The organism is Clostridium subterminale (assembly GCF_039521425.1).
Classification (GTDB): domain Bacteria; phylum Bacillota; class Clostridia; order Clostridiales; family Clostridiaceae; genus Clostridium_J; species Clostridium_J subterminale.
Genome location: NZ_BAAACI010000007.1, coordinates 322,717 through 346,962 on the forward strand (window position 1 = coordinate 322,717; position 24,246 = coordinate 346,962).

21 protein-coding genes and 1 pseudogene are annotated in these 24,246 nt (G+C 29.2%); 2 read left to right on the forward strand and 20 right to left on the reverse strand.

The features are described 5' to 3' along the window. Positions 1-170: 170 nt before the first annotated feature. The 17 genes and pseudogenes from ABDZ93_RS15230 to ABDZ93_RS15310 all read right to left on the reverse strand — a co-directional run bounded on the left by ABDZ93_RS15230 (position 171) and on the right by ABDZ93_RS15310 (position 19,216). Positions 171-2,126 (reverse strand): GTP-binding protein, encoded by a 1,956-nt coding sequence (locus tag ABDZ93_RS15230; protein ID WP_343827314.1) that lies wholly within the window; start codon positions 2,124-2,126, stop codon positions 171-173. A gap of 146 nt (positions 2,127-2,272) precedes the next feature. Then, complete coding sequence (locus ABDZ93_RS15235) at positions 2,273-3,007, reverse strand: MBL fold metallo-hydrolase (protein ID WP_343827315.1); 735 nt, start codon at positions 3,005-3,007, stop codon at positions 2,273-2,275. A gap of 361 nt (positions 3,008-3,368) precedes the next feature. Then, positions 3,369-3,530, reverse strand: a pseudogene (locus ABDZ93_RS15240) (DUF4272 domain-containing protein); the annotation flags it as partial. 61 nt (positions 3,531-3,591) lie between these two features. Continuing rightward, positions 3,592-4,248, reverse strand: a complete 657-nt coding sequence (locus tag ABDZ93_RS15245) for an ABC transporter ATP-binding protein (protein ID WP_343827316.1) — start codon at positions 4,246-4,248, stop codon at positions 3,592-3,594. A gap of 16 nt (positions 4,249-4,264) precedes the next feature. Then, positions 4,265-6,862, reverse strand: a complete 2,598-nt coding sequence (locus ABDZ93_RS15250; RefSeq protein WP_343827317.1) for an ABC transporter permease — start codon at positions 6,860-6,862, stop codon at positions 4,265-4,267. Between the two features lie 73 nt (positions 6,863-6,935). Then, complete coding sequence (locus tag ABDZ93_RS15255) at positions 6,936-8,189, reverse strand: ATP-binding protein (RefSeq protein WP_343827318.1); 1,254 nt, start codon at positions 8,187-8,189, stop codon at positions 6,936-6,938. A gap of 8 nt (positions 8,190-8,197) precedes the next feature. Further along, entirely contained in the window at positions 8,198-8,890 is a 693-nt protein-coding gene (locus tag ABDZ93_RS15260; RefSeq protein ID WP_343827319.1) for a response regulator transcription factor, read from the reverse strand. A gap of 907 nt (positions 8,891-9,797) precedes the next feature. Then, positions 9,798-11,084 carry a cation:proton antiporter gene (locus tag ABDZ93_RS15265; protein ID WP_343827320.1) on the reverse strand — a complete coding sequence of 429 codons (1,287 nt, stop codon included), beginning with the start codon at positions 11,082-11,084 and terminating at the stop codon, positions 9,798-9,800. Between the two features lie 5 nt (positions 11,085-11,089). Continuing rightward, positions 11,090-11,710, reverse strand: a complete 621-nt coding sequence (locus tag ABDZ93_RS15270; RefSeq protein ID WP_343827321.1) for a TetR/AcrR family transcriptional regulator — start codon at positions 11,708-11,710, stop codon at positions 11,090-11,092. A gap of 197 nt (positions 11,711-11,907) precedes the next feature. Further along, positions 11,908-13,254 (reverse strand): hypothetical protein, encoded by a 1,347-nt coding sequence (locus ABDZ93_RS15275; RefSeq protein ID WP_343827322.1) that lies wholly within the window; start codon positions 13,252-13,254, stop codon positions 11,908-11,910. Between the two features lie 519 nt (positions 13,255-13,773). Further along, positions 13,774-14,385 carry a class I SAM-dependent DNA methyltransferase gene (locus ABDZ93_RS15280; protein WP_343827323.1) on the reverse strand — a complete coding sequence of 204 codons (612 nt, stop codon included), beginning with the start codon at positions 14,383-14,385 and terminating at the stop codon, positions 13,774-13,776. 35 nt (positions 14,386-14,420) lie between these two features. Beyond that, complete coding sequence (locus ABDZ93_RS15285; RefSeq protein WP_343827324.1) at positions 14,421-14,609, reverse strand: hypothetical protein; 189 nt, start codon at positions 14,607-14,609, stop codon at positions 14,421-14,423. A 237-nt stretch (positions 14,610-14,846) separates the two neighbouring features. Beyond that, positions 14,847-15,701: a GNAT family N-acetyltransferase gene (locus ABDZ93_RS15290; protein WP_343827325.1), complete on the reverse strand. Its 855-nt coding sequence runs from the start codon at positions 15,699-15,701 to the stop codon at positions 14,847-14,849. A 469-nt stretch (positions 15,702-16,170) separates the two neighbouring features. Then, positions 16,171-17,070 (reverse strand): SPL family radical SAM protein, encoded by a 900-nt coding sequence (locus ABDZ93_RS15295; RefSeq protein WP_343827588.1) that lies wholly within the window; start codon positions 17,068-17,070, stop codon positions 16,171-16,173. 70 nt (positions 17,071-17,140) lie between these two features. Further along, positions 17,141-17,578, reverse strand: coding sequence for a 2-thiouracil desulfurase family protein (locus ABDZ93_RS15300; protein ID WP_343827326.1), 438 nt, complete (start codon positions 17,576-17,578; stop codon positions 17,141-17,143). A gap of 50 nt (positions 17,579-17,628) precedes the next feature. After that, a complete protein-coding gene (locus tag ABDZ93_RS15305; protein ID WP_343827327.1) occupies positions 17,629-18,240 on the reverse strand; it encodes a GyrI-like domain-containing protein in 612 nt (203 codons plus the stop codon). A 64-nt stretch (positions 18,241-18,304) separates the two neighbouring features. Beyond that, the gene (locus ABDZ93_RS15310) at positions 18,305-19,216 is read right to left on the reverse strand and encodes a helix-turn-helix transcriptional regulator (RefSeq protein ID WP_343827328.1); all 912 of its coding nucleotides are present in this window, start codon (positions 19,214-19,216) and stop codon (positions 18,305-18,307) included. Between the two features lie 354 nt (positions 19,217-19,570). Between ABDZ93_RS15310 and ABDZ93_RS15315 the strand changes: the two genes are divergently transcribed. Beyond that, positions 19,571-19,720, forward strand: coding sequence for a hypothetical protein (locus tag ABDZ93_RS15315; RefSeq protein ID WP_343827329.1), 150 nt, complete (start codon positions 19,571-19,573; stop codon positions 19,718-19,720). 71 nt (positions 19,721-19,791) lie between these two features. Next, positions 19,792-20,640 carry a patatin-like phospholipase family protein gene (locus ABDZ93_RS15320; protein ID WP_343827330.1) on the forward strand — a complete coding sequence of 283 codons (849 nt, stop codon included), beginning with the start codon at positions 19,792-19,794 and terminating at the stop codon, positions 20,638-20,640. Positions 20,641-20,844: 204 nt separating this feature from the next. Here the strand turns inward: ABDZ93_RS15320 and ABDZ93_RS15325 are convergent, their stop codons facing one another. The 3 genes from ABDZ93_RS15325 to ABDZ93_RS15335 form a co-directional block, all read right to left on the reverse strand. Further along, complete coding sequence (locus tag ABDZ93_RS15325) at positions 20,845-22,155, reverse strand: sodium-dependent transporter (RefSeq protein WP_343827331.1); 1,311 nt, start codon at positions 22,153-22,155, stop codon at positions 20,845-20,847. Between the two features lie 403 nt (positions 22,156-22,558). After that, complete coding sequence (locus ABDZ93_RS15330) at positions 22,559-23,875, reverse strand: FtsW/RodA/SpoVE family cell cycle protein (protein ID WP_343827332.1); 1,317 nt, start codon at positions 23,873-23,875, stop codon at positions 22,559-22,561. Further along, entirely contained in the window at positions 23,863-24,207 is a 345-nt protein-coding gene (locus ABDZ93_RS15335; protein ID WP_343827333.1) for a PadR family transcriptional regulator, read from the reverse strand. Before ABDZ93_RS15335 ends, ABDZ93_RS15330 begins: the two co-directional genes overlap by 13 nt. Positions 24,208-24,246: the final 39 nt, after the last annotated feature.

A 24,246-nucleotide genomic window follows, 5' to 3' on the forward strand; every position in this document is an offset into this window, starting at 1 on the left:
ATCTCAACAAACTGTGATTTGTCTAAATAGTTATTGTTTTGCTAATCTCTGTTTTAATCGCTCGTTTTCAGATTTCAATTCCTCATAATCCACCAACTGAACGATGAGATTCTTTTTATCTTGTGTAGCATACCACAAGATACTGTATTTATTAAATTTTTAATAAAGTTTTATTTCAGACAATGAATATGTACCTTGACTTGATCCCAAGGTACTGCATATCCTACACCTTTAGCGCAGAAAATAGAAGAAGACGTATATTCCGGATCTGCATCTTTATTATATCCTTTAACCTCTATAACTTCTTCTGAATTATGGCATATATCATATCCATGAAATACTAAACTTAGACTTCCCTTTCCTTTTGTAAAAGCTTGAAACTCTAAGGCATAATTCATAAAGGTAGCTACTGGTCCCCTTCCTTCTATTATAATTCTTTCCCCATAATTCCTAGGCTCATTAAAAATACCACTCATCTTTTGAATATCACTAATAACCCTTCCCATTAAATTAACATCTACATCTATTTTAAATTTATAATAAGGTTCTAGTAATATATTTTTAGTGCTTTCTAACCCTTGTCTAATAGCTCTTTTAGTTGCTTCTCTAAAATCTCCACCCTCTGTATGCTTTAAATGAGCTCTACCATTCATAAGAGTTATTTCTATATCTGTAATTATACTTCCTGTAAGTATTCCCTTATGCTCTCTTTCAAATATATGAGTTCTTATAAGGTTTTGATTTCCTGTAGTTAAAAAATCACTATGACATTTATTTTTAAATGTTATGCCAGATCCTCTAGTTCCTTCTTTTAATTTCAAATGAACTTCAGCATAGTGACGAAGGGGCTCAAAATGACCAAATCCATCTACTTCACCTTCCATAGTTTCCTTATACAATATTTCTGGAGTTCCAAAATTCACTGATAAATCAAATCTATCCTTTAATATATCCTTTAAAACTTCTAGTTGTATTTTTCCCATTATACTAATGTGAATCTCTTGTAATTCTTCACTCCATACTACATTTAGACTATTTTCTTCACTTTCTAAAATCTTAAAGTATCTTAACATTTCTCTAGGATTTACACTTTTATCAAAGTCAACCTTTGCTCTTAGAGTTGGGATCATAGAAAACTCATTTAAATCAGAAACTCCTATACCCATACCAGCTCTTAGAGAGCTTATGCCTATAACACCAAGAATTTCACCTGAAACAATTTTACCCTTACTCTCATATATATTCCCATTATAAACTCTTATTTCATTTATTTTTTCTCTTATTTCTTCCCCATTAACACTATATATAATTTCGTCTTTTACCTTTAACTCACCCTGAAGTGCTTTTATAAAGGTAACTCTATTACCTTTTTCATCATATTTAACCTTAAATACTCTACCTTTAAAGTCTTTATTATCCTCTGTCTCTTCATAGTTAGTATAGCTAAGATTATTAAACTTCTCTAAAAACTCTTTTATACCTTCATCTAATAATGCTGACCCCTTTAAAGCTATGAATATTTTCTCTGACTTAATGAGCTCTTTTAATTTATCTATCCATAAGCAGTTGTCATAGCCTTTATCTAAATAAATTTCCAGTAATTCCTCGTTTCTTTCAGCTATAAATTCTATATTTTCATCACTTAAATTATATAATTCTTCTTCAATTAAACAAACTTCACTACTTAAAGTATTTCTTATCTCATGGATAACTTTCTGTAAATCAGCACCTTCTCTGTCTATTTTATTTATAAATATAAAAGTAGGTATATTATTTTTTCTAAGTAACTGCCATACTGTCTCTGTGTGACCTTGCACTCCCTCTACTGCACTTATTAAAAAGATAGCATAGTCTAGAACACCCATAGCCCTCTCCATCTCTGGAGAAAAATCTATATGTCCTGGAGTATCTATTAAATAATATTCTGAATCTTTATATTTAAAAATTCCTATATCAGAAAAAACTGTTATTCCTCTATCTCTTTCTATCTTATGGCTATCTAAAAAAGCTTCCTTATGGTCAACTCTTCCTCTAGCTTTAATACTCTTTGTATGATAAAGTAATTGCTCTGAAAATGTGGTCTTTCCTGCATCCACATGAGCAAAAATCCCTATTGCCTTTTTCACTATAAACTTCCCCTTTATTGTACAGTATCATTAGATTTATTTTATCACAATATTCTTCTATGGTTCAGTTATAAATACAATTCACTAAACTCTTTTCTTTAGGTCAATCCCACTATTTTAATTTTGATAGTAAATTTAGACGATAGTTAATCATTACTTATAGAGATTTTCTTACATTGTGCTTTTAAACACTCAATAATCTCTATCTTTTTTAGAGGTGATGAGTGCCCTAAGAAACAAGTATCAAACTCTAAACTCTCTAACATATTTATAAAACTTTGTAATTTAACTAAATCATACTTGTAGTTATTATAAAAATCTATACTGTAGGCATCCCCTATAAATACTACTTTTTCTTCAAGTACATAGACTATGACAGAATCCTCTGAATGAGGCGCAATAACATTTTTTAAAATAACCACTAGCCCTCCTAAGTTTATTTCTAAATCCTTTTTAAATATTATATCAACATGTACAACTTTTATATCTTGAAGAGATTTATATTCTTTACGAATATTAGTATCTGCAAATTCAATATCCTCACCAGTTAAAAGTCGTTTATTCATTGCTTCTTCTGTCCATTGCCATTTAGACATAACCTTTAATCTTTCATTAGTTATTTCACATGCTATTGTTTTTCCTGTAACTGCATTCATGCCATAAGTATGATCCCAATGCCAATGAGTAATAGCTACATAATCAGGTAATCTTAAATTTAATCTTTCTATAGAACTATTAAATTTTTCAACATGATTTTTCGAGTTTCCTGCATCCACCATTAAGGAATACTTATCTCCTTTAATATATCCAATTAATGGCCTATCTGCTTCTCTATCATTTTCAAGAAAATAGATCCTTTCTGTAACTTTTGTTAATGCCATAAAACATCCCACCCTTTTTAATATAAAATTTAAAAAATCCCTGCAGATGAACAATATCATCCACAGGGATTTTATTTACATAAAAATCTTTTATTACATTCAAATTAAACTTAATACACAATATATTTATCTATATTTTATCTTAATATAAATAATCATATATATTCATATATATGCATTTGTAGTTATTTAATTTTTATATAAAAGAGTTTAATAGAAGATATTGTTCTTAAAATGCATCATTAAACAAAGCTCTATCTTAGAACTTTAAAGCATTTTAAACTATTTAATTTTAATAGTTTAGTTAAGAACTATTGTGTACATCTCCTTAAATCTCCTTTTTATATAATTATAATTTTGTTTAAATATATAATTTAACTTTGTTATTGTCAAGAAATATTTGTAATACAATTCCTAACTCTAAACATGCCGGTGGATTTTCTCCATATATTCTAGCATCTACACAAGTCCAGTTATAACGATAAATTAAATTCGCTTTATCTAATATTTCGTCTATACTCTTTAATTTAACTGTATAGTAATAATATTATTTTATAGGAGTTGCTACAAATTTCAGGGGATTGTTACCTAATCTCTCCATCCGAAAGAGTAATTATCCTATCTGCTTCTGAAGCTATTTCTAAATCATGAGTTACAACCACCAGTGTTTGTTTGTATTTTTTAGAGGATAATTTAAGCAGCTCCATTACCTCTTTTGAATTCTTTTTATCAAGATTTCCTGTAGGCTCATCTGCAAATATAATTGAAGGCTTGTATATTAATGCCCTCGCTATAGCAGCCCGCTGTTGTTGCCCTCCAGATAGCTGTGACGGAAGATGATCTCTTCTATCTCTTAAACCTAATAGCTCTAATAATTCATCCAGGTAATCTTTATCTATTTTTTGATGATCTAGTAGTACAGGCAGCTGTATATTTTCCTCTAAAGTTAACACATCAATTAAATTAAAGGACTGAAAAACAAAGCCTATTTTTCGCCTTCTAAAAACGGCAAGATTATCTCCATCTAAAGTATATATATCCTGATTATCAATAATTATATTACCTTCTGTAGGCTTATCTAAACCAGCCATAGCATGAAGAAGAGTACTCTTTCCCGAACCACTAGCCCCTACTATAGACACAAATTCTCCCTGATTAATGGTTAAATTTATATTTTTTAAAGCATCTACCTTTGCTTCTCCATTTCCATACGTTTTACAAAGTTCCTTTATGATTAACATTAAACTTCCCCCTAATCTAATATTCTTTATACTGCAATAGATTTTCCTTTTTAATTTTCCTTAATGGAAAATATATTGCCACTATGGAAGCCACTATGAAAAACACTATACTTATCAAAGTTTCCTTATAAGGATATACATATGCTATATCATGTCCACTTCTAAACATCATACTGAGCAGTATAGAATTTATTCCTCCAATAATAGTTCCATAGATTATTCCTATAATTGAATATAGCATTCCTTCTAAATACATTATTTTCTTTATACTATTTCTAGAAGCACCAACAACACTTAAAAGCGTCAATTCTTTACTTCTTAAAATTACATTAGTATTTACTATATTAAATACATTTGCCATACTTATAATAGTTATAAATGCTATAACACTGAAGTAAAAGAGCTTACCAAATTTAATATATTTATCATTTTTTTCATCAAAAATTATATTACTATTATATTCTCCCTCATCATAATGGGCTGACCATTGAGCCCCTAGTTCTTTTCCAATATCTCCTCTTTCCTTATTTGTTACATTATCCTTGTAACTTACAACCATGCCTTTAAGTTGTGCAGGCTGCAATCTATCTAGTTCCAATTTTTTATTAACGTCACCCTCATTACCCTTAGGTACATTAACACATTTCTTTTCAATCAACTCATTGTAAAGCTCCGTAGGCATGTATATTACTGGAGACATCTCTTTAATGCTCTCTCTGTCGAAAAGATTCACCCTAACTATACCCAAAACCTTTACCTTCATAGCTTCTTTTTCTGTATTATCATTACTTTCAAATTTATTAGTATACATTAAATTTGATGTATCTATTAGTATTTCATCTCCTATCTTCAAGGTTGAAATATCCTTCTTCTTATATTTTATGTCACCTGGAATTTCCATGTCTTGTTCATAGCTTATTTGAGTAATATAAACTCCTTTTTCTTTTTTCATCTTTTCCTCATTATGAAATTTCCTTGAAAGATATGGCGAAATCTGATCTATAGTGTTTAAATCAATTGGTACTATTTCAGATCTTATATTAGTATATTTGTTATCTTTAATACTGATTGAATCACCCTTTACCATTGCTTTCTTTTCAGGTATGAAAGTATAAGAGCTTATGCCCTGATATATTCTATATACATCTTTCACCTCATGAATTTTTTTAGTATTCTCTACAATTAACTTTATTTGTTCACTATTGCTTTTAATCATTTCTTTACTGTTATTCTCATTATATACATTAGTAAAGTAATGATTATGCACAGCCATATGCATTTGCCCTGGAAAGGCTTCATAAGGTAGCTGTTCTATGTTGCAAACTAAACTGCTAAATGTAATAAAAAGTGTTATTGAAAGTACAATTGAAACCACTGTTGTTCTAAATCTTCCCTTATTGGTTCTTATATTTCTATTTGCAATAATTACCTCAATGCTGAAAAGCTTATCACTTAAATTCCTTTTTCTTTTAATCACTTTTTTCACGTCACAACTTCTATTAGTAAAGCAATCTAGTGGTGATATTTTTTTTACTTTTCCCATCATGGAAATTACTGATAAATATAATGTACCAATAGTAATTACTATTGTTCCCCAAATACTATATAGAGAATAATAGGTTTTTATAGTAATTGCTTTACTTATCAGCAAACTATTAAATGCTCTAAATAGCACTGAACCTGCTGCCATCCCTAGCAATAGTCCTATAGGCACGGCTATTGCCCCAATTATAAAAGCTTCCCTTAAAATAATTTTTTTAATCTGCTTGTTAGTTCCACCTATAGCTTTTATTAGTGCATATTCCTTAATTCTTTCCATAGTAGATATATTAAATGAATTGTATATAAACACTAATGTTGCAATCATTACAATAATAGCTACCATAAAAAAAATCATATAATCTATAATGTCACTTTTGCTTCTACCTTCCCCCATTGCGGTTAAGAGCGCTTCATTCTTTACAACTTTATTAGCATCTATACTAAAGTCCATAGCTAAATTGTCTATTTTACTATTTAATTTTCCTACTTCCTTTAATTTTACATAAACTTCTGCATTATCAACCACTATATTATTGCTAACTGCATATCCATTAAAGGTCTTCAAAAAAGCGCTATTAGTAGATTGTGAAAAACCTACAATAGTATAATCTACAGTTCTATTATCATATAGATTAACAGTTATTTTATCTCCAATCTTTTTCTCTTCGCTCTCTTTAAAGTCTAAATTTAATATTATTTCATTAGATTGCTGTGGAAATCTTCCCTCTTCTAGTCTTATACCTAATAAGCTAAAACCATCACTATTTATTTCATTAATTACTAATGTTTTTTCTCCTAATTGCGCGATTCCAAGTTTTTGACAAAAGGTTGCCTTCTCTACCGCTGAGTGCACCATAATCTCTGGAAATTTTTCCTTTTGCCTTAATTCAAATTTACCATGATAATCCCCATCTTCTCTTATCATGGTAATAAGATTTTGTTGAGAAGAATAAATCATGTGCCCTGTACCACTTATAAACATAGTAGCTAATATTATTGCAATTATATTGACCATACTTCTCCTTTTATTTTGTCTAATATACTTATTAGATATCTCTATGTATCTTTTCATATTGTCTTCCCCTCACTTTCCTCTATACTTATAAACATACACCTCAATTCTTACTATAAGATAAATACCTTTCTTACAAATTTGTAAGAAAGGTAACTATAAATTTACTTCCTTGTTCTTTCATGCTTTCCAACTGTAAAAAGCCCCCCTGACCTTCTATTATACTCTTAGAAAGAGCTAAGCCTATTCCTATAGAATCCGTCTTTTTCATACCACTGCTGCCTTTTCCTTTATAAAACCGTTCAAAAATATGGGGTAAATCCTCTTTATCAATACCCTCTCCATTATCACTTATGGTGATTTTATGATAAAGGGAATTGCTTTCATAGCAAATAGAAATCTCACCATACTGTTTTGTATGCTCAATAGAGTTTTTAATTATATTTGTTAAAGCTTCACTTGTCCATCCTTTATCATGAGGATATGAGCCTTCTTCAACCTTAACTCGGAAGTTTATATTTTTTTCTTCTATGCTTATTAATAGAGGCTCCACAGCTTTTTCTATAGTTTCCTTAAAACTAGTATTTATCTTATTATATTCCACTATCCCACCTTCAATTTTAGCAAGCTTTAATAATTTTTTTATAAGCCATTCCATACAATATATGGAGCTTCTCATTTTGCAGCCTATTTTTTCTACCTCATCTTTACCCATAGAAGAATTATTAATCAATGCTTCATTAAACAAACTCAAAGAGGTTATTGGTGTTTTAAGCTGATGAGATATATTTGCTAAAGTGTCCTTTAAAAAAAATTTTTCCTTAGTAAGCTCCGTTAATGCGTTTTCTAACCTTTCTGCCATTTGATTAAAATTATGCGCTAGTACACTAAATGGTCCTTCTCCTATAAATGAAAATCTTAAAGAAAAATCCCCTTCAACTACTTTTTTTATTCCCTGGTTTAGCATTCTGACATAGACAACAATTTTCTTATAGAAGAAGAATACAATCAAATATAATATCACCATAGAAAGGAGCACTAGAATATTAATATGTAATTTCAGTCTTTCATAGGATTCATTTACCTTAGGAATTAATTTGATGTCCATGTCCTCCTTATACCCATAAGAAGCCAAAATTCCCTTTCCCCTTTCATAATCCTCATATTTTGCACCTTGTGTAAAAATTGCAGCGACTTTATCTTTCTCAATAGCTTTGGTATTTGAAAATGAACCTATTAAAGCACAACTTTCATTTATATAATTCTTTTTAATTTTTTCGAAACTTATGTTAATAACAATATTTAATGTAATTATTAAAACAGTTACGACTATAATCCATACTAAGGTAAATTGCTTTAAAAAATCACTTTTATATACATCTTTCATTTTACAACTTACTCCTCTATAACATTTTTGTCCCACTTATATCCCAAACCTCTTAAGTTTACTAAATAGCTTGGCCTTGATGGTTCATCCTCAAGCTTTTCTCTAAGCCTTCTCACATACACAGCAGGTGTGTTTTCATCCACAAAATCCCCCTGAATATCCCACAGCCTGTGGAGAATTTCTTCCTTAGAAATAACCTTATATGGATAACCCATAAAATATAAAAGCAACTTATACTCAACAGATGTTAAAATAATTTCTTTTTTATTTTTATAAACCTTTGCGTCTAAACTATTTACTTGTATGTCTCCTGAAATAAGTCTTGTTTTTGGGGAGTTGCTTGTCCTTCTAAGTACCGCTTTAATTCTTGACAAAAGCTCCTTTAACCTAAATGGCTTTATAATATAATCGTCACCACCAAGATCAAAGCCTAAGACTACATTAACTTCCTCATCTAATGCTGTTAAAAATATTATTGGTACCTTGCTCTTTTCTCTTACATACTTACAAAATTCATATCCATTACCATCTGGTAATCCAATATCTAAAAGAATAAGCTTAAATTCTTCATTAAATAGCTGTTTTGCACTATATATATTTGCAGCTCTTATTACTTCAAAACCATCATTTTTTAAATTATATTCAATACCTAAGGCAACAGCTTCATCATCTTCCACTAATAAAATTTTAATATTATCCATATCTTTCTCCTATTCTAATAAGTATTTACACTAAAAACTGATTAACTTTTCACCTTATATTTGCATATTTAAGCTATAAAAATAATCATAAATTTATGAAGTTTTATCACATTTATTTCCTATTGATAATTTTATTGGTGATACAACAATCCATTTCAAATGTACTTTCATTAATTTCGTCCCCATATAGTAATATTTCATCAAACCTTACACAAAATTACTTCATTCTAACTTTAATGAGTGAATTTTTATTTTACTAATTATCGTTTGATTCTTAGTTACTTCCAAATTTCCAACTCCAATAATAAAATTATACATTATTCTATATATATAACTTTATCACAAACTTGCCTACTTGTTAAATAATTAAAATTTATCCAAATATAACAACACCTTAAACCCTAAATTAGTTTGGAAAATTACTAATACATTTTATTATAGCTTAAATGTAGAAGGTGATTGGAGGTAAGTGATGAAAGGGAAACGTTATACAAAGGATTTAAAAGAAGAGATATTCAGAGAAGTAAAAGATGCCCTAGGTGGTAAGATAGTTGACGTAGAGTAAAATAAAAAGAGTAGCATGACTCTTTTTATTAAAGCTTCATTTATATGAATAATTTTTTACTGGTAGATATATCATAACAATTTAATATTATTGAGAAATAGATATCAAAATTTCAAAAGCCACTCAATTTGAATTTCTTCATATCGAGTGGCTTGGCTTATCTATTTACTTCATATCGTATAGCAAAACCTCAATTGTAACCAGCTTATTTTCACATGTTATTTCAAGGCTTTTTTATCTAAAGTTTCAAGACCTTGACTATCATAAAATCATAATTATGGGTTAAATCTGTGTATAAATAAATATGTTTTGTGTTATGATTTCATAAATAGTCTCAAAGCTCTATAATGATTTCTCAATTATATTTTTTTCATTTCTCTGTATATTATCACATTCATTGCTGATTTCATCTTTTTTATTGAATTCTCCTGCCCACTCAAAAGCCTTTTTAGATGCGATAACTGCGATAACCTCGTTAATAACAGCCGCCGCTGCAATTGTTCCTTGGATAACCTTAGCATATTCTGGTGCTGGCCCTGATAGAACAGAAACCGCTATACCTGTAAATACAAGAGATACACCTGAATGAGGAAGTAATGTGAGTCCTAAATACTTTTTTACAGTTTCTGGCGAATCTGTTATAACCGCTCCTATAAATGCTCCACCATATTTACCTACAGCTCTTGAGATGATATAAATGGCAGTAAATAATCCGGCGCCTAAAATCAGATGATAATCAAGTGGTGTTCCAAGATTTAAGATAACTATAATCATTGAAATACCAAGAATAGGATTAAACGAGTTCATAATTTGGTCTAGACGTTCCTCTGAAATCATGTTAGAAAATGTTGCTGAGAAAGCCATACCAATAAGCATAAAGTTAAGTACAGGTTTTGGTAAAACTAAATCATTAAATATGAAACCAACACCTGCTGATATTAGTATAGTTGTACTCAGCAGTAATATAGTTATTTTGGATGAACGTTCTCTTTTCAGTACAAATCCTGAAATAAATCCTGTAACAATCCCAATAATAATTGGTAGTAGAACTACAAGTAATATCATATAAGCTGGTAGTTTTTGCTCAGAGAGATTGGCAGAGATAATAGATATAGTTGAAAAAAACACAATTACTCCTACCATATCATCAAGGGCTGCCATAGGAATTAATGTTTTAGTTACAGGCCCGTCTGTTTTAAACTCACGTACAATGGAAAGTGCTGGCGCTGGTGCAGTTGCAAGGGCAATACCCCCAAATATAAATGCAAGATAAATAGGAAATCCTACAAAATAAAATACAACCCCAAATACCAAGCTCACAACCAAAAATGTTCCTAATGATTGGGTTAATGTTGTTATGATAATTTGTTTGCCTGACTTTTTAATTTTCTTCCAAACAAGCTCCGTACCTATTAAAAGGCCCACTACACATTCTAAAATATGCATAATTGGTTCATACCAATGAGCATTTAAAACTGCATCATTTACAACTCCAAATGCATGTGGTCCAAGTATCATACCTGTAAGTAGCCACCCTAAAATAGCAGGTAATTTAATCTTTGAAACAAGCTTACCTACAATAAAAGCAATGGCGATTGCCAATAAAAGCCTTAAAATTAATAATATCATTGTTTCTACTCCTCCTTTGAAATACCATAAAGCATAATATTCAGTATTTTTGACAGTTTCAGTTCATGCATTTCTATTAGTGAATTAAAGTCCAAGTTTTCATAAGCTTTACTTTGAAAATAACCATTGAACATTTCTTGAAAAACAAAAAAGTATTCCATTGCTTCTTCTTCTGTAATATTATCTCGCAGTGTTACAGTACTTAACGCCATACGATAGTGACTTATATTAAGTGTGTCAAAATCAGATCTTAAGTCTTTGATTTGTTCTTTCAAATGTATAGGTGGTTGTAAAATTGCATGAAAGAATATATGACTGTAATAAATATTCTCTTTTAAAAAACGATATCTTAAATCAAAATAATTTTGCATGTACTTCTGAAAATCCAATTGGTTAAACTCTTCTTTGCTAAGATAATCTACAAGCTCATCAAAACAAACCTTAACACATTTCAAAAATAACTCATCTTTGTTTTTAAAATAGTGATATATAAGTCCCTTTGAAATTTTGTTATCGTTACATATACTATTAAGCGAAGCATTTTCATATGTCTTTGTTCCAAACTCCGCTATTGCAGCATTTAATATCTTGTCTTTGCTGAGCTGACTTTTCTCTTTTTGATTCATAATATCCTCCAAAAACAAATATTGACCACCAGGTCTATCTTATTCTACCAAAAACAAACCACGTGGTCAATAATATAAGCAATTAATTGCAGAAAAATTTACAATTAAATTTTTAGCGCGAATTTACTGATAATTATTATAACCATTTATTCTTTTCTATTTTTAACTTTAACTGATCCATTTCACATAAAAATATTTTAAATTACACAAGTAAACTTGTATAATTGAATGGCATCTTTACCATTAACCCTAACTATCTTGGGTGGCCTAGCATACTCTATACTTATTTTTTGAGTTTCCTCTTCTAATAATAATCCTCTAACCTTCATAGCATTAATTAAACTAATCTTTCTGTTATTAGGAAATATTATATAAACAACACTTTTTCTATCTTGCCTTAACAATTCAACAATATCATTTGCTAAAACATCCAATTTGATATCGAATGGAGGATCACATATAATTCTATCAAATTTTTTAAAATATTTATTCTGTAAAAATTTTGTTAAACCAATATTTAAATCATATTTTACAAACTTTAGACCTCCATTTTCTCTAAATCTGTTATCTCGTTCAAAAAGAACTATATTTTTATTTATCTTATATGCATACTGTGCTACAGATGGAGTAACTAGACATGCTGTATACCCTTCACACAATTCTGCTAGATTTGCTGTAGTTTCAACAGAAAAGAAATATTGCATATACTCTAAATTCTGATTTAATTTAACATAGGCTTCAGAATTACTATAGGAGATCTCCACATAGGGAAATATTAAATTATTCCTATGAGCATACAGTCTATCAATGTTGTTATCATTCATCAAAGATAATATATTCCTCTTATGCAAATCCAATTTAACATTTACATCTCTTTTAATGAACCGTAACCAAATAAATTCATTAGGATGCCTATTACTATCGATATATAGACTATAGCTATCATATTCTAATTGTAAGCCAAGGTCATGAATTAAACTCCATAACTTTAATATCCATCCTGGTTTCGTCAGTACTACTAATCTTCCATCTTTTTTTAACAACTTACTTGACTTTATTAATAACTTTTCAAACATCTCATATTCTATTCCAGTTTCAAGACTAAACCTGTTTATCTGTACTTCTTCTGAGATATTAATTAAATTAGCAAAACCCACAATTGATACGTCAAAAGATTCATTCTCATATTCTACAAGTCCTATATCAAAATTAGAGCTAATAATTTCTGTATATTTATAACCTGATAAAAGTTCATTGATATTTTTAAATACTCCATTATCAATACCACAACTTGTATCTGAAATCTGTGTCACTAACTTTTGTGGTGCATAGATATATGATATTAGTAATGTGGTAATCTCTAAATGTGAGCCTATTGTAATTACATTATCAGTATCATTAATACAAGCAAAATTAATAAAGGATAAGGCTTTATTTAACCCAAATATATTTGAAATTAACATATTTCTGATTTCATGTTCATAAACTAACTCCATTGCACAAATTACATCTTCTTCATGTGCAAACTTCAATGTTGTATCCATTGATATAGCCTCCTTAAAATAAGTTTTGAGGCCTAACCATTGATTTATTAAATATAAAACAAAAGGCTACAAAAAAGCGCTGCTTTCTTGTAGCCTAAAAATCCGTAATCAATTTTATACTTAAATAAGTTTATCTAATAAGAACTATATATATTTAATGCAATAAAAAAATATATAATCTTCAATTACTATAGCTCCTATCGTAATAAACTTAACATCTATATAAAATATAAATACAATTTTAGTTCTATAAGAGGTATGTCTTTTAATTGCTAACTTAAAAGAAGTACACAAAAAAACCTAATGATTAGGCATTTTATTCTTTCTTTTATCAATTTTCAATTATGAAAATTAATTAGCAATTACACAATTTCATTGTTGTACCTCCTATATTTTATAAAATCACTATAACAAATATTTGAAATTAAGTCAATAAATAATAATGTAGTTTCAACAGAAAAAAATATTGCATATACTCTAAATTCTATTCTATAATCGAGAAAATTTCGTAACATATATTTACTTTCTTATACCACACATACTAAATAACTGATATGGTTGCTCCTTACCTTCACTTTTCTTTATTCCCGAATAAAATATTTTTGAACCTATGACTTCAAGTCCAGCTTCTTCTATTAAGCCTTCCATTTCTGTAAGCTTAAATCCATTATGTCCACTAAAATCCTGTACTTCATCATGGAAACCACCATTATCAGGACATAGATCTACAACTATTAATTTTCCCTCTTTATTTAGCAAATCATATAGCTTCTTTATTACCTTTGGTAGATCTTCTATATGGTGAAAAACCATAGATGTATAAATCACATCAAACTTTTTATCATCGTTAAATTGAAATAAATCCCCACACCAAGTTTTCATGTTTTTTATATTGTTTTTTTCTATTTTTAATTTTAATTGCTCCATCATTCCTTCAGATAAATCTATCATCAATATATCCGAAAATCTATGAGTTAAATTTTCTGATATAAGCCCTGTACCACATCCAAATTCTAAGGCTTTCAAATTGTTACTTTCATCCAAATAGTTTTCTATTTCAGTACTAATTTTCTTTGCTCTTTGAGCCCTATATTCCGTATCCCATTTTTTTGACTCATCATCAAAATGCATATCTTCATCCCCTTAATATAAATTTTTCCTTTAGCTTATACTTCTTCTTTGCTTCTATCTTTTATAAATAATTTATTTATAAAAATGTAGCCTCCAAGAATTATAACTATTCCTAATGCCCATTTAAAAATTTCTGGAATATCTACATCCCTAAGTAAATATCTAAAGCCATCCGCAAGTAAAAATCCTATTATCCAATAGAATATTGATTTAATATCCTTCATTTTAACTATATAGATTTTGCCTTAACATATATAAGACAAACCATTTCCCCCTTTTAATTAAATACTATATACATTTTATCATACATTGAAACATAGGTTAAGTAAGATAAATCAAATACTCTTTACACTAAACCTATATAGCAATGTATAAAAATAAAAAAACTACTCTTTTCATTTAAAATCGAGATATATTCTATGGTAAGATATGAACAGGTTTAAACTAAATCTATTAGCTTATTAAGATGAAGTTATAGATAAGTAATTATACTTTTTTAAGTAGGATTTAATCATTTCTTCATCTTCATGCCACCACAAAATATTAACATCTTTTGATTTGGCAAATCCAAGTTTTAAAGCAAGTTTATTTGATGCTTCATTGCCTCCATCTGCATCCCAAGTTGGAATTAACTCATGTTCTAGACAATATCTAATAAAAGCTGAGCATGTAATGGAAGCAAAACCTTTACCTCTATATTTACTATTTGTCATTATGTCAATCTCTGCACATCCGCCACCAACATAGCAGGTATTGCATGTACTTACAAATTCATTATTACATAATACACAAAATCCAAAACCATTTTCAATAAATTTCTTAGCCGAACCCCAAATATCACAATAAGACTGGTCAATTTCTCTTGCATATTTATCATACAAATACTCGTCCATTTTTTTTAGAACGAAACCTTCAGGAATTTTAAACTTTAAAGTGTTAGTCTTATAATTCTCTTTACTGTTATAGCAATAAATTGAACGCCATAAATTAACTACACACCCCTCTAATAATTCATTTATTATTTTAAGCCATTTTTCTGATGATACATATAAATCAAAGTAATTAGAGTGATTACTTTGATTCTTCAAATATGAGCATATGAATTCTCTAAAGTTTAAATCTTCTTCATCCCCAGCCACAAAATATTTACCTCCTTTGCTAACTATAAGGCAACATTTAGGATTACTTATATCATCCACATAAATATGCCCATATTGAATATTTTCTAACACAGCATGAGCAAATACACATTCTTCTTTTAACTCATGTAATAAACTTAATACTTTTATATAATCAGTTTTCGTTAACTTATACATATTATCATCTCCAATAAAAATATTTTAAATTAACTTTTTAAGTCCCACCATTGGTTTATTAAATATAAAACAAAAGGCTACAAAAAAGCGCTGCTTTCTTGTAGCCTAAAAATCCGTAATCAATTTTATACTTAAATAAGTTTATCTAATAAGAACTATATATATTTAATGCAATAAAAAAATATATATAATCTTCAATTACTATAGCTCCTATCCTAATAAACTTAATATCTATATAAAATATAAATACAATTTTAGTTCTATAAGATGTATGTCTTTTAATTGCTAACTTAAAAGAAGTACACAAAAAAACCTAATGATTAGGCATTTCATTCTTTCTTTTATTAATCTTTAATTATGAAAATTAATTAGCAATTACACAATTTCATTGTTGTACCTCCTACATTTGATAAAACCACTATAGCAAATATTTTAAATTAAGTAAATAAATAACAATGCGTAAATTATGTCAAAATAAGCTCAGTTGCTCCTCTTCATAATTCTTTCTATAACCTTTAATTATATCTTTCATTTTGTATATAATTCCATATTTATCACATTCCTCAGTGAAGGTCTTCCAAAGTTTCTTGGCATTAGAAGATTCGTACTCATACCTATCACCATAGGTATGAGTATATTTCCTAACCAGGTTGTGCCCTGGAAATAGTTTTTCTAATTGCTCATAGTAGTAAACTCTCTGGTTTCCTCTAAGGGTAAGGCCCATTCCATAGGCAAATATGAACTTTGCTCCTGAATTATGAGCTTCTCTAACTATATTTCTTATATTCTCCTGTGAATCATTAATAAAAGGAAGAATTGGCATCAGCAATATTCCCGTATATATGCTATTATCACTAAGCTGTTTTATAGCCTTAAATCTTTCACTGCTAGATGCTACATTAGGCTCTATCTTTTTACATAGCTCATCATCAAAGGTAGTTATAGTTATTTTTATTAACACCGGAGAATGCTTTGAAATCTGTTTTAATATATCCATATCTCTAGTAATAAGAGGACTCTTGGTAGCAATAGAAACGCCAAAGTTATATCTATTGATTTCCTTCAAAGCTCCCCTTGTTAGCTCATATTGTTTTTCAAAAGGATTATAAGGATCACTCATAGCCCCTGTACCTATTACACCCTTCATTCTCTTTCCCTTAAGTTCTTTTCCTATGGATTCTATAGCTTTTTCCTTTGCTCTAACTCTATCAAAATCCTGTATCTGATAACATTCACTCCTAGAGTCGCAATAAATGCATCCATGACAACACCCTTTATAAATATTCATATTGTAATTAATATCAAACCATGAATTATTAGGCATATATTGAGATATTAATTTTTTAGCTTCTATGTATTCTATGCTAATCACCACCTAACTTAATTTTAAAATAAAGTATATCTTCATAGCTTTCATCCCAATAATTAAAATAATAATATTATAATTTATCTAAATCATTTTCTGTATAGACTTCAATTTCATTTTTCATCAATAATTCTGCTACTAATCCATTGCCTTCTATTAGTTTTCCTGAAAATGTTCCATCATATATGAGTTCACAGCCACACGAAGGACTTCTTGACTGTAGTATTGCCTTCTTTATACCAGCTGCTTTAATAATTCCTAAGGTTTTCTCTGCTCCCTCTATAAAATTCTTGGTTAAGTCTTTACCATCCTTACTAACTACTCTTTTATTGGAATTTTCATCTATAATAATTTCACAACACGGCCTTGGAGTAGATAATCCTGCCAATTGCTCTGGACATACGGCTATGGCCTCTCCTTCTTTCACCAACTTAGCTATATATTTATTCGCACTATTACTTCCGTCGTATCTACAGTTAACTCCTGCTAGACATGAACTTACTAGGTACATATATAGTCCTCCTTCATTTTATATCTATACCTTAGCTTATACTACAATACCTAAACTCTTACAACAGATTGCTTTATTATTGTCTTAAGCTTACTATCTTCAACTCTTCTTGGATCACTAAGGTATATTTCTTCATGTTTTCCACTTATTCTGTATCCTGCTTCCCTTATAGTTTCATGAAGCCTTTTTATAGTGTCACCTTCATCCTTGTAAGCTCCAATATATAAAGTTCCAAAGGCTTCAGTCTCTTTAATTTCTATAAACCTAATTTTATCTATATAATTAGACTCTCCCTTTAACTTATCCTTCATTTCCTCTACAGTTTCTTTTGTAATGAAATCCGGTACTTGAATCATCATTGTCCACATCCAGTTTTCCTTAAGTTCTTCTGTAAAATCCTTTATATTCTCACTCCACCAAAGCCCTGTCAAAGGCATGACAACAAAGTCTAAACCTTTCTTTTTGCAGTCCATCTTAATACTATACGCCATTTTATATAGAGTTCCAACTATGTTCTGATACTCCTCATTATTATTGGGATCTCCCTTACCATCTAAAGCTATATAATAAGACTTTGGACATGTAACTTTCCTATATTCATGCTCCTTTACACTAAATATGTCCTTCTGCTGTTTCTTTAAATCTAGCTTTGTTTCTATCATTACTAAACACCCCTATTTTTTACTTTCCTCTAATATAACAAAACAAATAGGACATCATACTGTCCTATTTGTATAATTTATTCATGTTATTTATTTTTTCTTTTATACTTTCTCTTAAGTCTAATGGGGTTAATACTTCTATACAATCTCCAAAGCTTAAAATCATGCCTTCAATCCATTTGCCACTAGGAACTTTTATAATAGCTATTATAAATCCATCTTTTTCCTCTATTAATTTATACTCTGGAAAACCTTCCTTTATCATCTCTTTCATATTGCTTGATATTCTAATAGTAACCTGAATCTTTTCAACTTCTTTCTCTATAAATAAATCATCCATAAGTTTTTCGTTATAGATAAATTTTTCATTTCTAACCTTAATATTTTCCATCCTGTTAACCTTAAAAACTCTCATTTCATTCTTAAGAGTACAAAAACCATATACATACCAAGCTAAGGATTTAAAAATAATTTTATATGGCTCTATTTGTCTAGAAGTTTTTTCTCCACTTACATTAATATAGTCGAATTCTATAGGATTTTTGTTTTTAATTGCTTCATCAATAATATTCATCTCAACAGTAAGTTTTTCACTCTTTCCCCAAGTAGAGAAATCAATGATTAATCTATCATTTAAACTACTGTGCTTTTCTGGATTCATTACCTCTAATTTATTAATTAAAGTTGTAGCTTCTTTATTTTGATAGGACTTATTTATTCCTATCAAAATCTTTTTAAGAAGATTAGCCTCATCCCCCGTCATAGATGATTTATTAACTTTATAACCATCTATAATACCATAACCACCTTGATGACCTTTATAAGAAACTACTGGTATTCCTGCTCTTGCTATTATCTCCATATCTCTTTGAATAGTTTTAGTTGAAACCTCAAATTTTTCACTAAGTTCCTTGGCAGTTACTTTCTCCTTATTATTTAATATCATTATAATTGAAACTAATCTATCTATTTTCATCTTTCTTATCCCTTTATTCATACTATAGTAGTTCATATTCTAGAATTTATTTTAGGCATCTGAAAATAAATAATAAGTCAAAGATGGGAAGTATATTTTGAGTTAGACAAGGAAACAGGTTCCGCAGATAGTAGCACTATCTAAGGGTTCTGTTGACGCAGTATAACACAAAATAGACGAGCATTCTGACTTACTTATTTTTTGAAGATGCCTTAAGTCTATATTTAATTATATCCTAATTGATTTTACAAATAAATGCACAAAATAACCAAATCCATTATTTTAATGGATTTGTCTGGTTTAAACTTGATATATTTTGAAATTATCCCTCATTGAAATCGTTGGCCTTTTTATTTGGATGACCTAAAAAGGTATTCTATTGAAAATAATATTACTATATACACTGTAGAAGATAGACATGGTATAGTAATAGAAGATGATATCTTAACTTTCTATGGTGATATAGGTATAATAAAAGATGGAGTTTATTCTAAAGAATTTTAATTATAGCTACCTCAATAACTGCTATATAAAAAGTAATAAACTTACAAAATTAATTTTAAGGAGTTGACATCATGAATAGTTTAATTCTTGAAGGTGGAACCTTTAGACCTATTTTTAGCGCTGGTATAATGGATGCCCTTTTAGATAATGATATTATGTTTCCTTATTGCATTGGTGTTTCTGCAGGAATTACCAACGGCTTTTCATATATATCAAGACAAAAGAAAAGAAACTATGACATTCTAATAAATCATAGACATGATAAAAGATATATAGGCTTTAGAAACTTTTTTAAATGTAAAAGCTTATTTGGTTTAGATTTTGCTTTTGATGAGTTACCTAACAAAATTTACCCCTTTGACATGGATACCTTTAAAAGCTATGAAGGTAAAATTTTAGTTGGTGTGACTAATGCTAAAACTGGAGCTACTGAATATTTAAATGGTAAAGATTTAGATGAAAAATGCAATATGTTAAGAGCTAGTTGTGCTATACCTCTTTTCTTTCCTCCAGCTATAATTAATAATAATGAATATTTTGACGGAGGTATCTGTGATCCCATTCCTGTATTAAAAGCCATGGAAGATGGAAATAAAAAACATCTAATTATTCTAACTAGACCTAAGGGGTATGTTAAAGAATTAGGTAAGGGTAATATTTTTGCTGCTAAAGTTTTAAAAAATAAATATCCTAATCTGGTAAAGCCACTTCTTACTCGTCATGAGCTTTATAATGATAGAGTTAAGTATTGTGAACAACTTGAAAGAGATGGAAAAGCTATAATTTTAAGACCTACTGCAGAAGATGGTATAGATAGCTTTGAAAAAGATCTTAATAAGATTAAACATGCCTATGATCACGGATATAATATAGCTTTAGAAAGAATTGATGAAATAAAAAAATTCTTTAACATCTCATAAAACTATTTAAATATTTACCTATAATTCTATGAAACTATATAAATATTAATATTTATAAATATTAATATTTATAACTAGTTAACTATGGAAATAGTTAACTAGTTGTTCTGTTAATGTGGATTTCAGAGAATTTACTATTTAAAATATATAGTTATTGACCCCTTTTAAATAACAAAATCAATATCTAAAATTATTATAAAAGATTTATATCCCACCATAAATTATTCCTAATATTATTACTAATACTGTTATAGAAGTAAATCCATATTTAGCAAATATAAAGAATTTATTTCCTAACTTTCTCTTAGTACCTCTATTTATTTCTTCTAACACCTGTTCTTTGTCGTACATAAAGTAAAATACTATGAATACTAATAGTGCTGCTAATGGTGATATTACTATAGTAATTACATCTGCAAAGTTACTAAACAAATTCATATTTAAATTTAAAGGTATTGATAATACAAATGACACTAAAGCTATTAATATAGTAGATGTTTTTCTGCTTAATTTTGTTTGTGCCATAAATGATTCCACTGGCCCTTCTAGCATATTTATTGAAGAACTAATTGCTGCAAATAATACACTTAAAAAGAATAATATCATAAGTACTTGTCCACCAGGTATAGCCTTAAATATAGTTGGTATTGTTATAAATAATAGTGGTGGACCTGATGCTGGATCTAAGCCAAAGGCAAATACTGCTGGCATAATAACAAAGGATGCTAATAATGCTGCAATGGTATCAAGTATAGCAGTACTTACTGCAGACCTCGGAATGTCTAAATCCTTCTCTATGTAACTACCATATACCACCATTCCGCATCCATTTAAAGATACTGTGAAAAAAGCTTGACCAAGTGCCATTACCCATGTATTTATATTAAATAGGTATGACCATTGTGGTGTTAATAGGTACTTCACCCCCTCTATAGCTCCAGGTAAAGTTAATGATCTAATGGCTAACAATATAAAAATTCCAAAGAGCATAGGCATTATAATTTTATTTATTTTTTCAATTCCCTTAGAAATACCTATACAAACAATTACTAAAGCTAATACTATGGCTAATAAATTCCATGGTATAGTTTGGGCGCTTCCTGCAAAGCTATCAAAGTACTTAGGTATATTAATATTTTTTATATTTCCACTAAGACTAAGACCTAAATACTTAATTATCCAGCCTACTACCACATTATAAAATATAAATACTCCTACAAGTCCTATGGCTGGTATAAATCCAAATAAAGTTCCTCCCTTTAACCCTTTATTCTTAAACCCTTTTTTAATTCCTGTTAGAGCTCCTCCCTCAGCACCTCTTCCAAAGGCAAACTCTGTAATTAATCCTGTTGAACCTAATATTAGTACAAAAATAAAGTATGGTATTAAAAATACAGCTCCCCCATTTTGCCCTAACCTGTAGGGAAACATCCATATGTTCCCAAGTCCTACTGCTGCTCCAATACAAGATATCACAAATCCTGCTCTACTTGTAAAGTTCTCTCTGCTCTTCATATCCTAATCTCCCTTCTAAAATAAATAAAACCACATAGACTGATTCTATGTGGTAAAATAAGAAGGTATCAAACATAAAAACCACATAGATATATCTATGTGGCTTAATCACTAAACATTTGAGTATAGCAAAACTTCCTAACCATCATAGACACAAACCAAATTTGTTAAACTGGCTTGCATCTATAATTGTTTATAAATACAAACCCTATCTATAATAGCTAAGATAATATGCCATATTAACTTTTGTTGATTTAAAGTTAATTTCTCTACTCATTTTAATTCTCCTGAATGTTATATTTTAATAAATATTATCATTCTTATATAAGCTTGTCAATAACTTTACTGAATATTTTTTAATATACAATAATAATTGATTTACTTATTCATATTATTAAAATAACTATTGTATTTTTGCATTATATGGTGTATTTCTCCACTTATACACATTTGATACTATACTTATAGCAGTGATATTAATTAAAAATTGACTTGCTCCATAGCCAATAAATGGCATATTTACTAAAACTGATGGCGATAATATTAAGCTAACGGAAATACTTAATAGAAATTGAACTACAAATAGAGCGCACAATCCACTAACTAATAATTTACCATAGCTTTCTTTAGTACTTTTTCCTATTAGTCCAATTCTTATTATAAAGGCTAAAATTAAGGAAATTAATATTATCCCAGCAATCCATCCGAAGGAATAAACGATATACGTAAATATAAAATACGTATCAACTTTCGGTAACATACCTCGTGTAAAATCTGCTCCTTGCCCAAATAATCCTGCTGATTCCCTTAAAACTACTAATAGATTATAATGCCCTCCAATTCCAGCTATTGGATCTAATGAAGGATTGAAAAACAGATGAAGTCCTTCAATTGCACGTGGCTCACTAAACATATAAAATAAAGCTATAGGTCCAATAACTCCAAAGGAAATTATGATATGTTTTAATTTCAACCCTGATATAATCATTAAAGTAACAGCTGCTATTGTATAGATAATTATGCTCTCTAAATCCTTTCCAATGATGAAAACTATTGTTGGTACAAAAGCAATAATAGTGCCTTTTAATATACTTTTAGTGTCATTCCAATTCCATCTATCAAATATTCCTGCCAGCGCAATGATTAGAAAAAAAGGGAATACAATAATGTCCTTAGCATAAGATCTGATAGGGCCAAACATCTGGCCTATAGTCCAAACCAAATGATGCCCAGATACAATTTGATATAGTAAAAGAATAATTACCCCACCATAAAGATACTTAGAGTACTTTTTAAGCTTTCTATAATCAATTTTTAACAAAAATGCTGCTAAAATAATTCCTCCTAAAGCATAGATTATGGTTTTTCCTAAAAAGTTAAAATCTACCATGTGTGATGAAGCATTATTTTTCTGAATAAATCCTAAGGTAAATATTCCAACCAATATAAATAAGCCAGTTATACCTAAAAGCATCCAATCTGGAGCCGCTTTATGGACCTTATTTAAATCTCTGCCTATAGCTTCTGATGAACCCATTTGCATAAGAGCTTTATCTATAGCTTCCTCTTCTGTTAATCCAACATCTTTGTAGTCTTCTATAATTTCTTCTATATGATCTATAAGTTCATCCTTTATGTTTTCATGAACTCTTCTATTTTTAATCAATTCACATACTTCTTCTATATACTTTTCTATCTTCGGATGGTTTACTGTAGACATAAATCTCCCTCCCCTAATACTTCATTGACTGTAGAACTAAATAACTTCCACTCGGCTTCTTTTTCCTTGAGAATTTTTTTACCACCTTCCGTTATTCTGTAATATTTTCTCTTACGTTTTCCTTCCCCCTCATCCCAATAAGCTTCTATAAAATTCTCATTTTCTAAACTATGAAGAATAGGGTATAGAGTTCCTTCTTTAAATGAGAAAACTCCTTTAGATTTTTCTTCTATCGCCTTAATCATCTCATACCCGTACATGTTTTTACGATTAAGTAGACTTAATATAAGTATTGTTGTGCTTCCCTTTAAAAGCTCTTTATTAATTTTCATAATTTCACCCCTTACCTCGGCTTACTATACATAGTATAT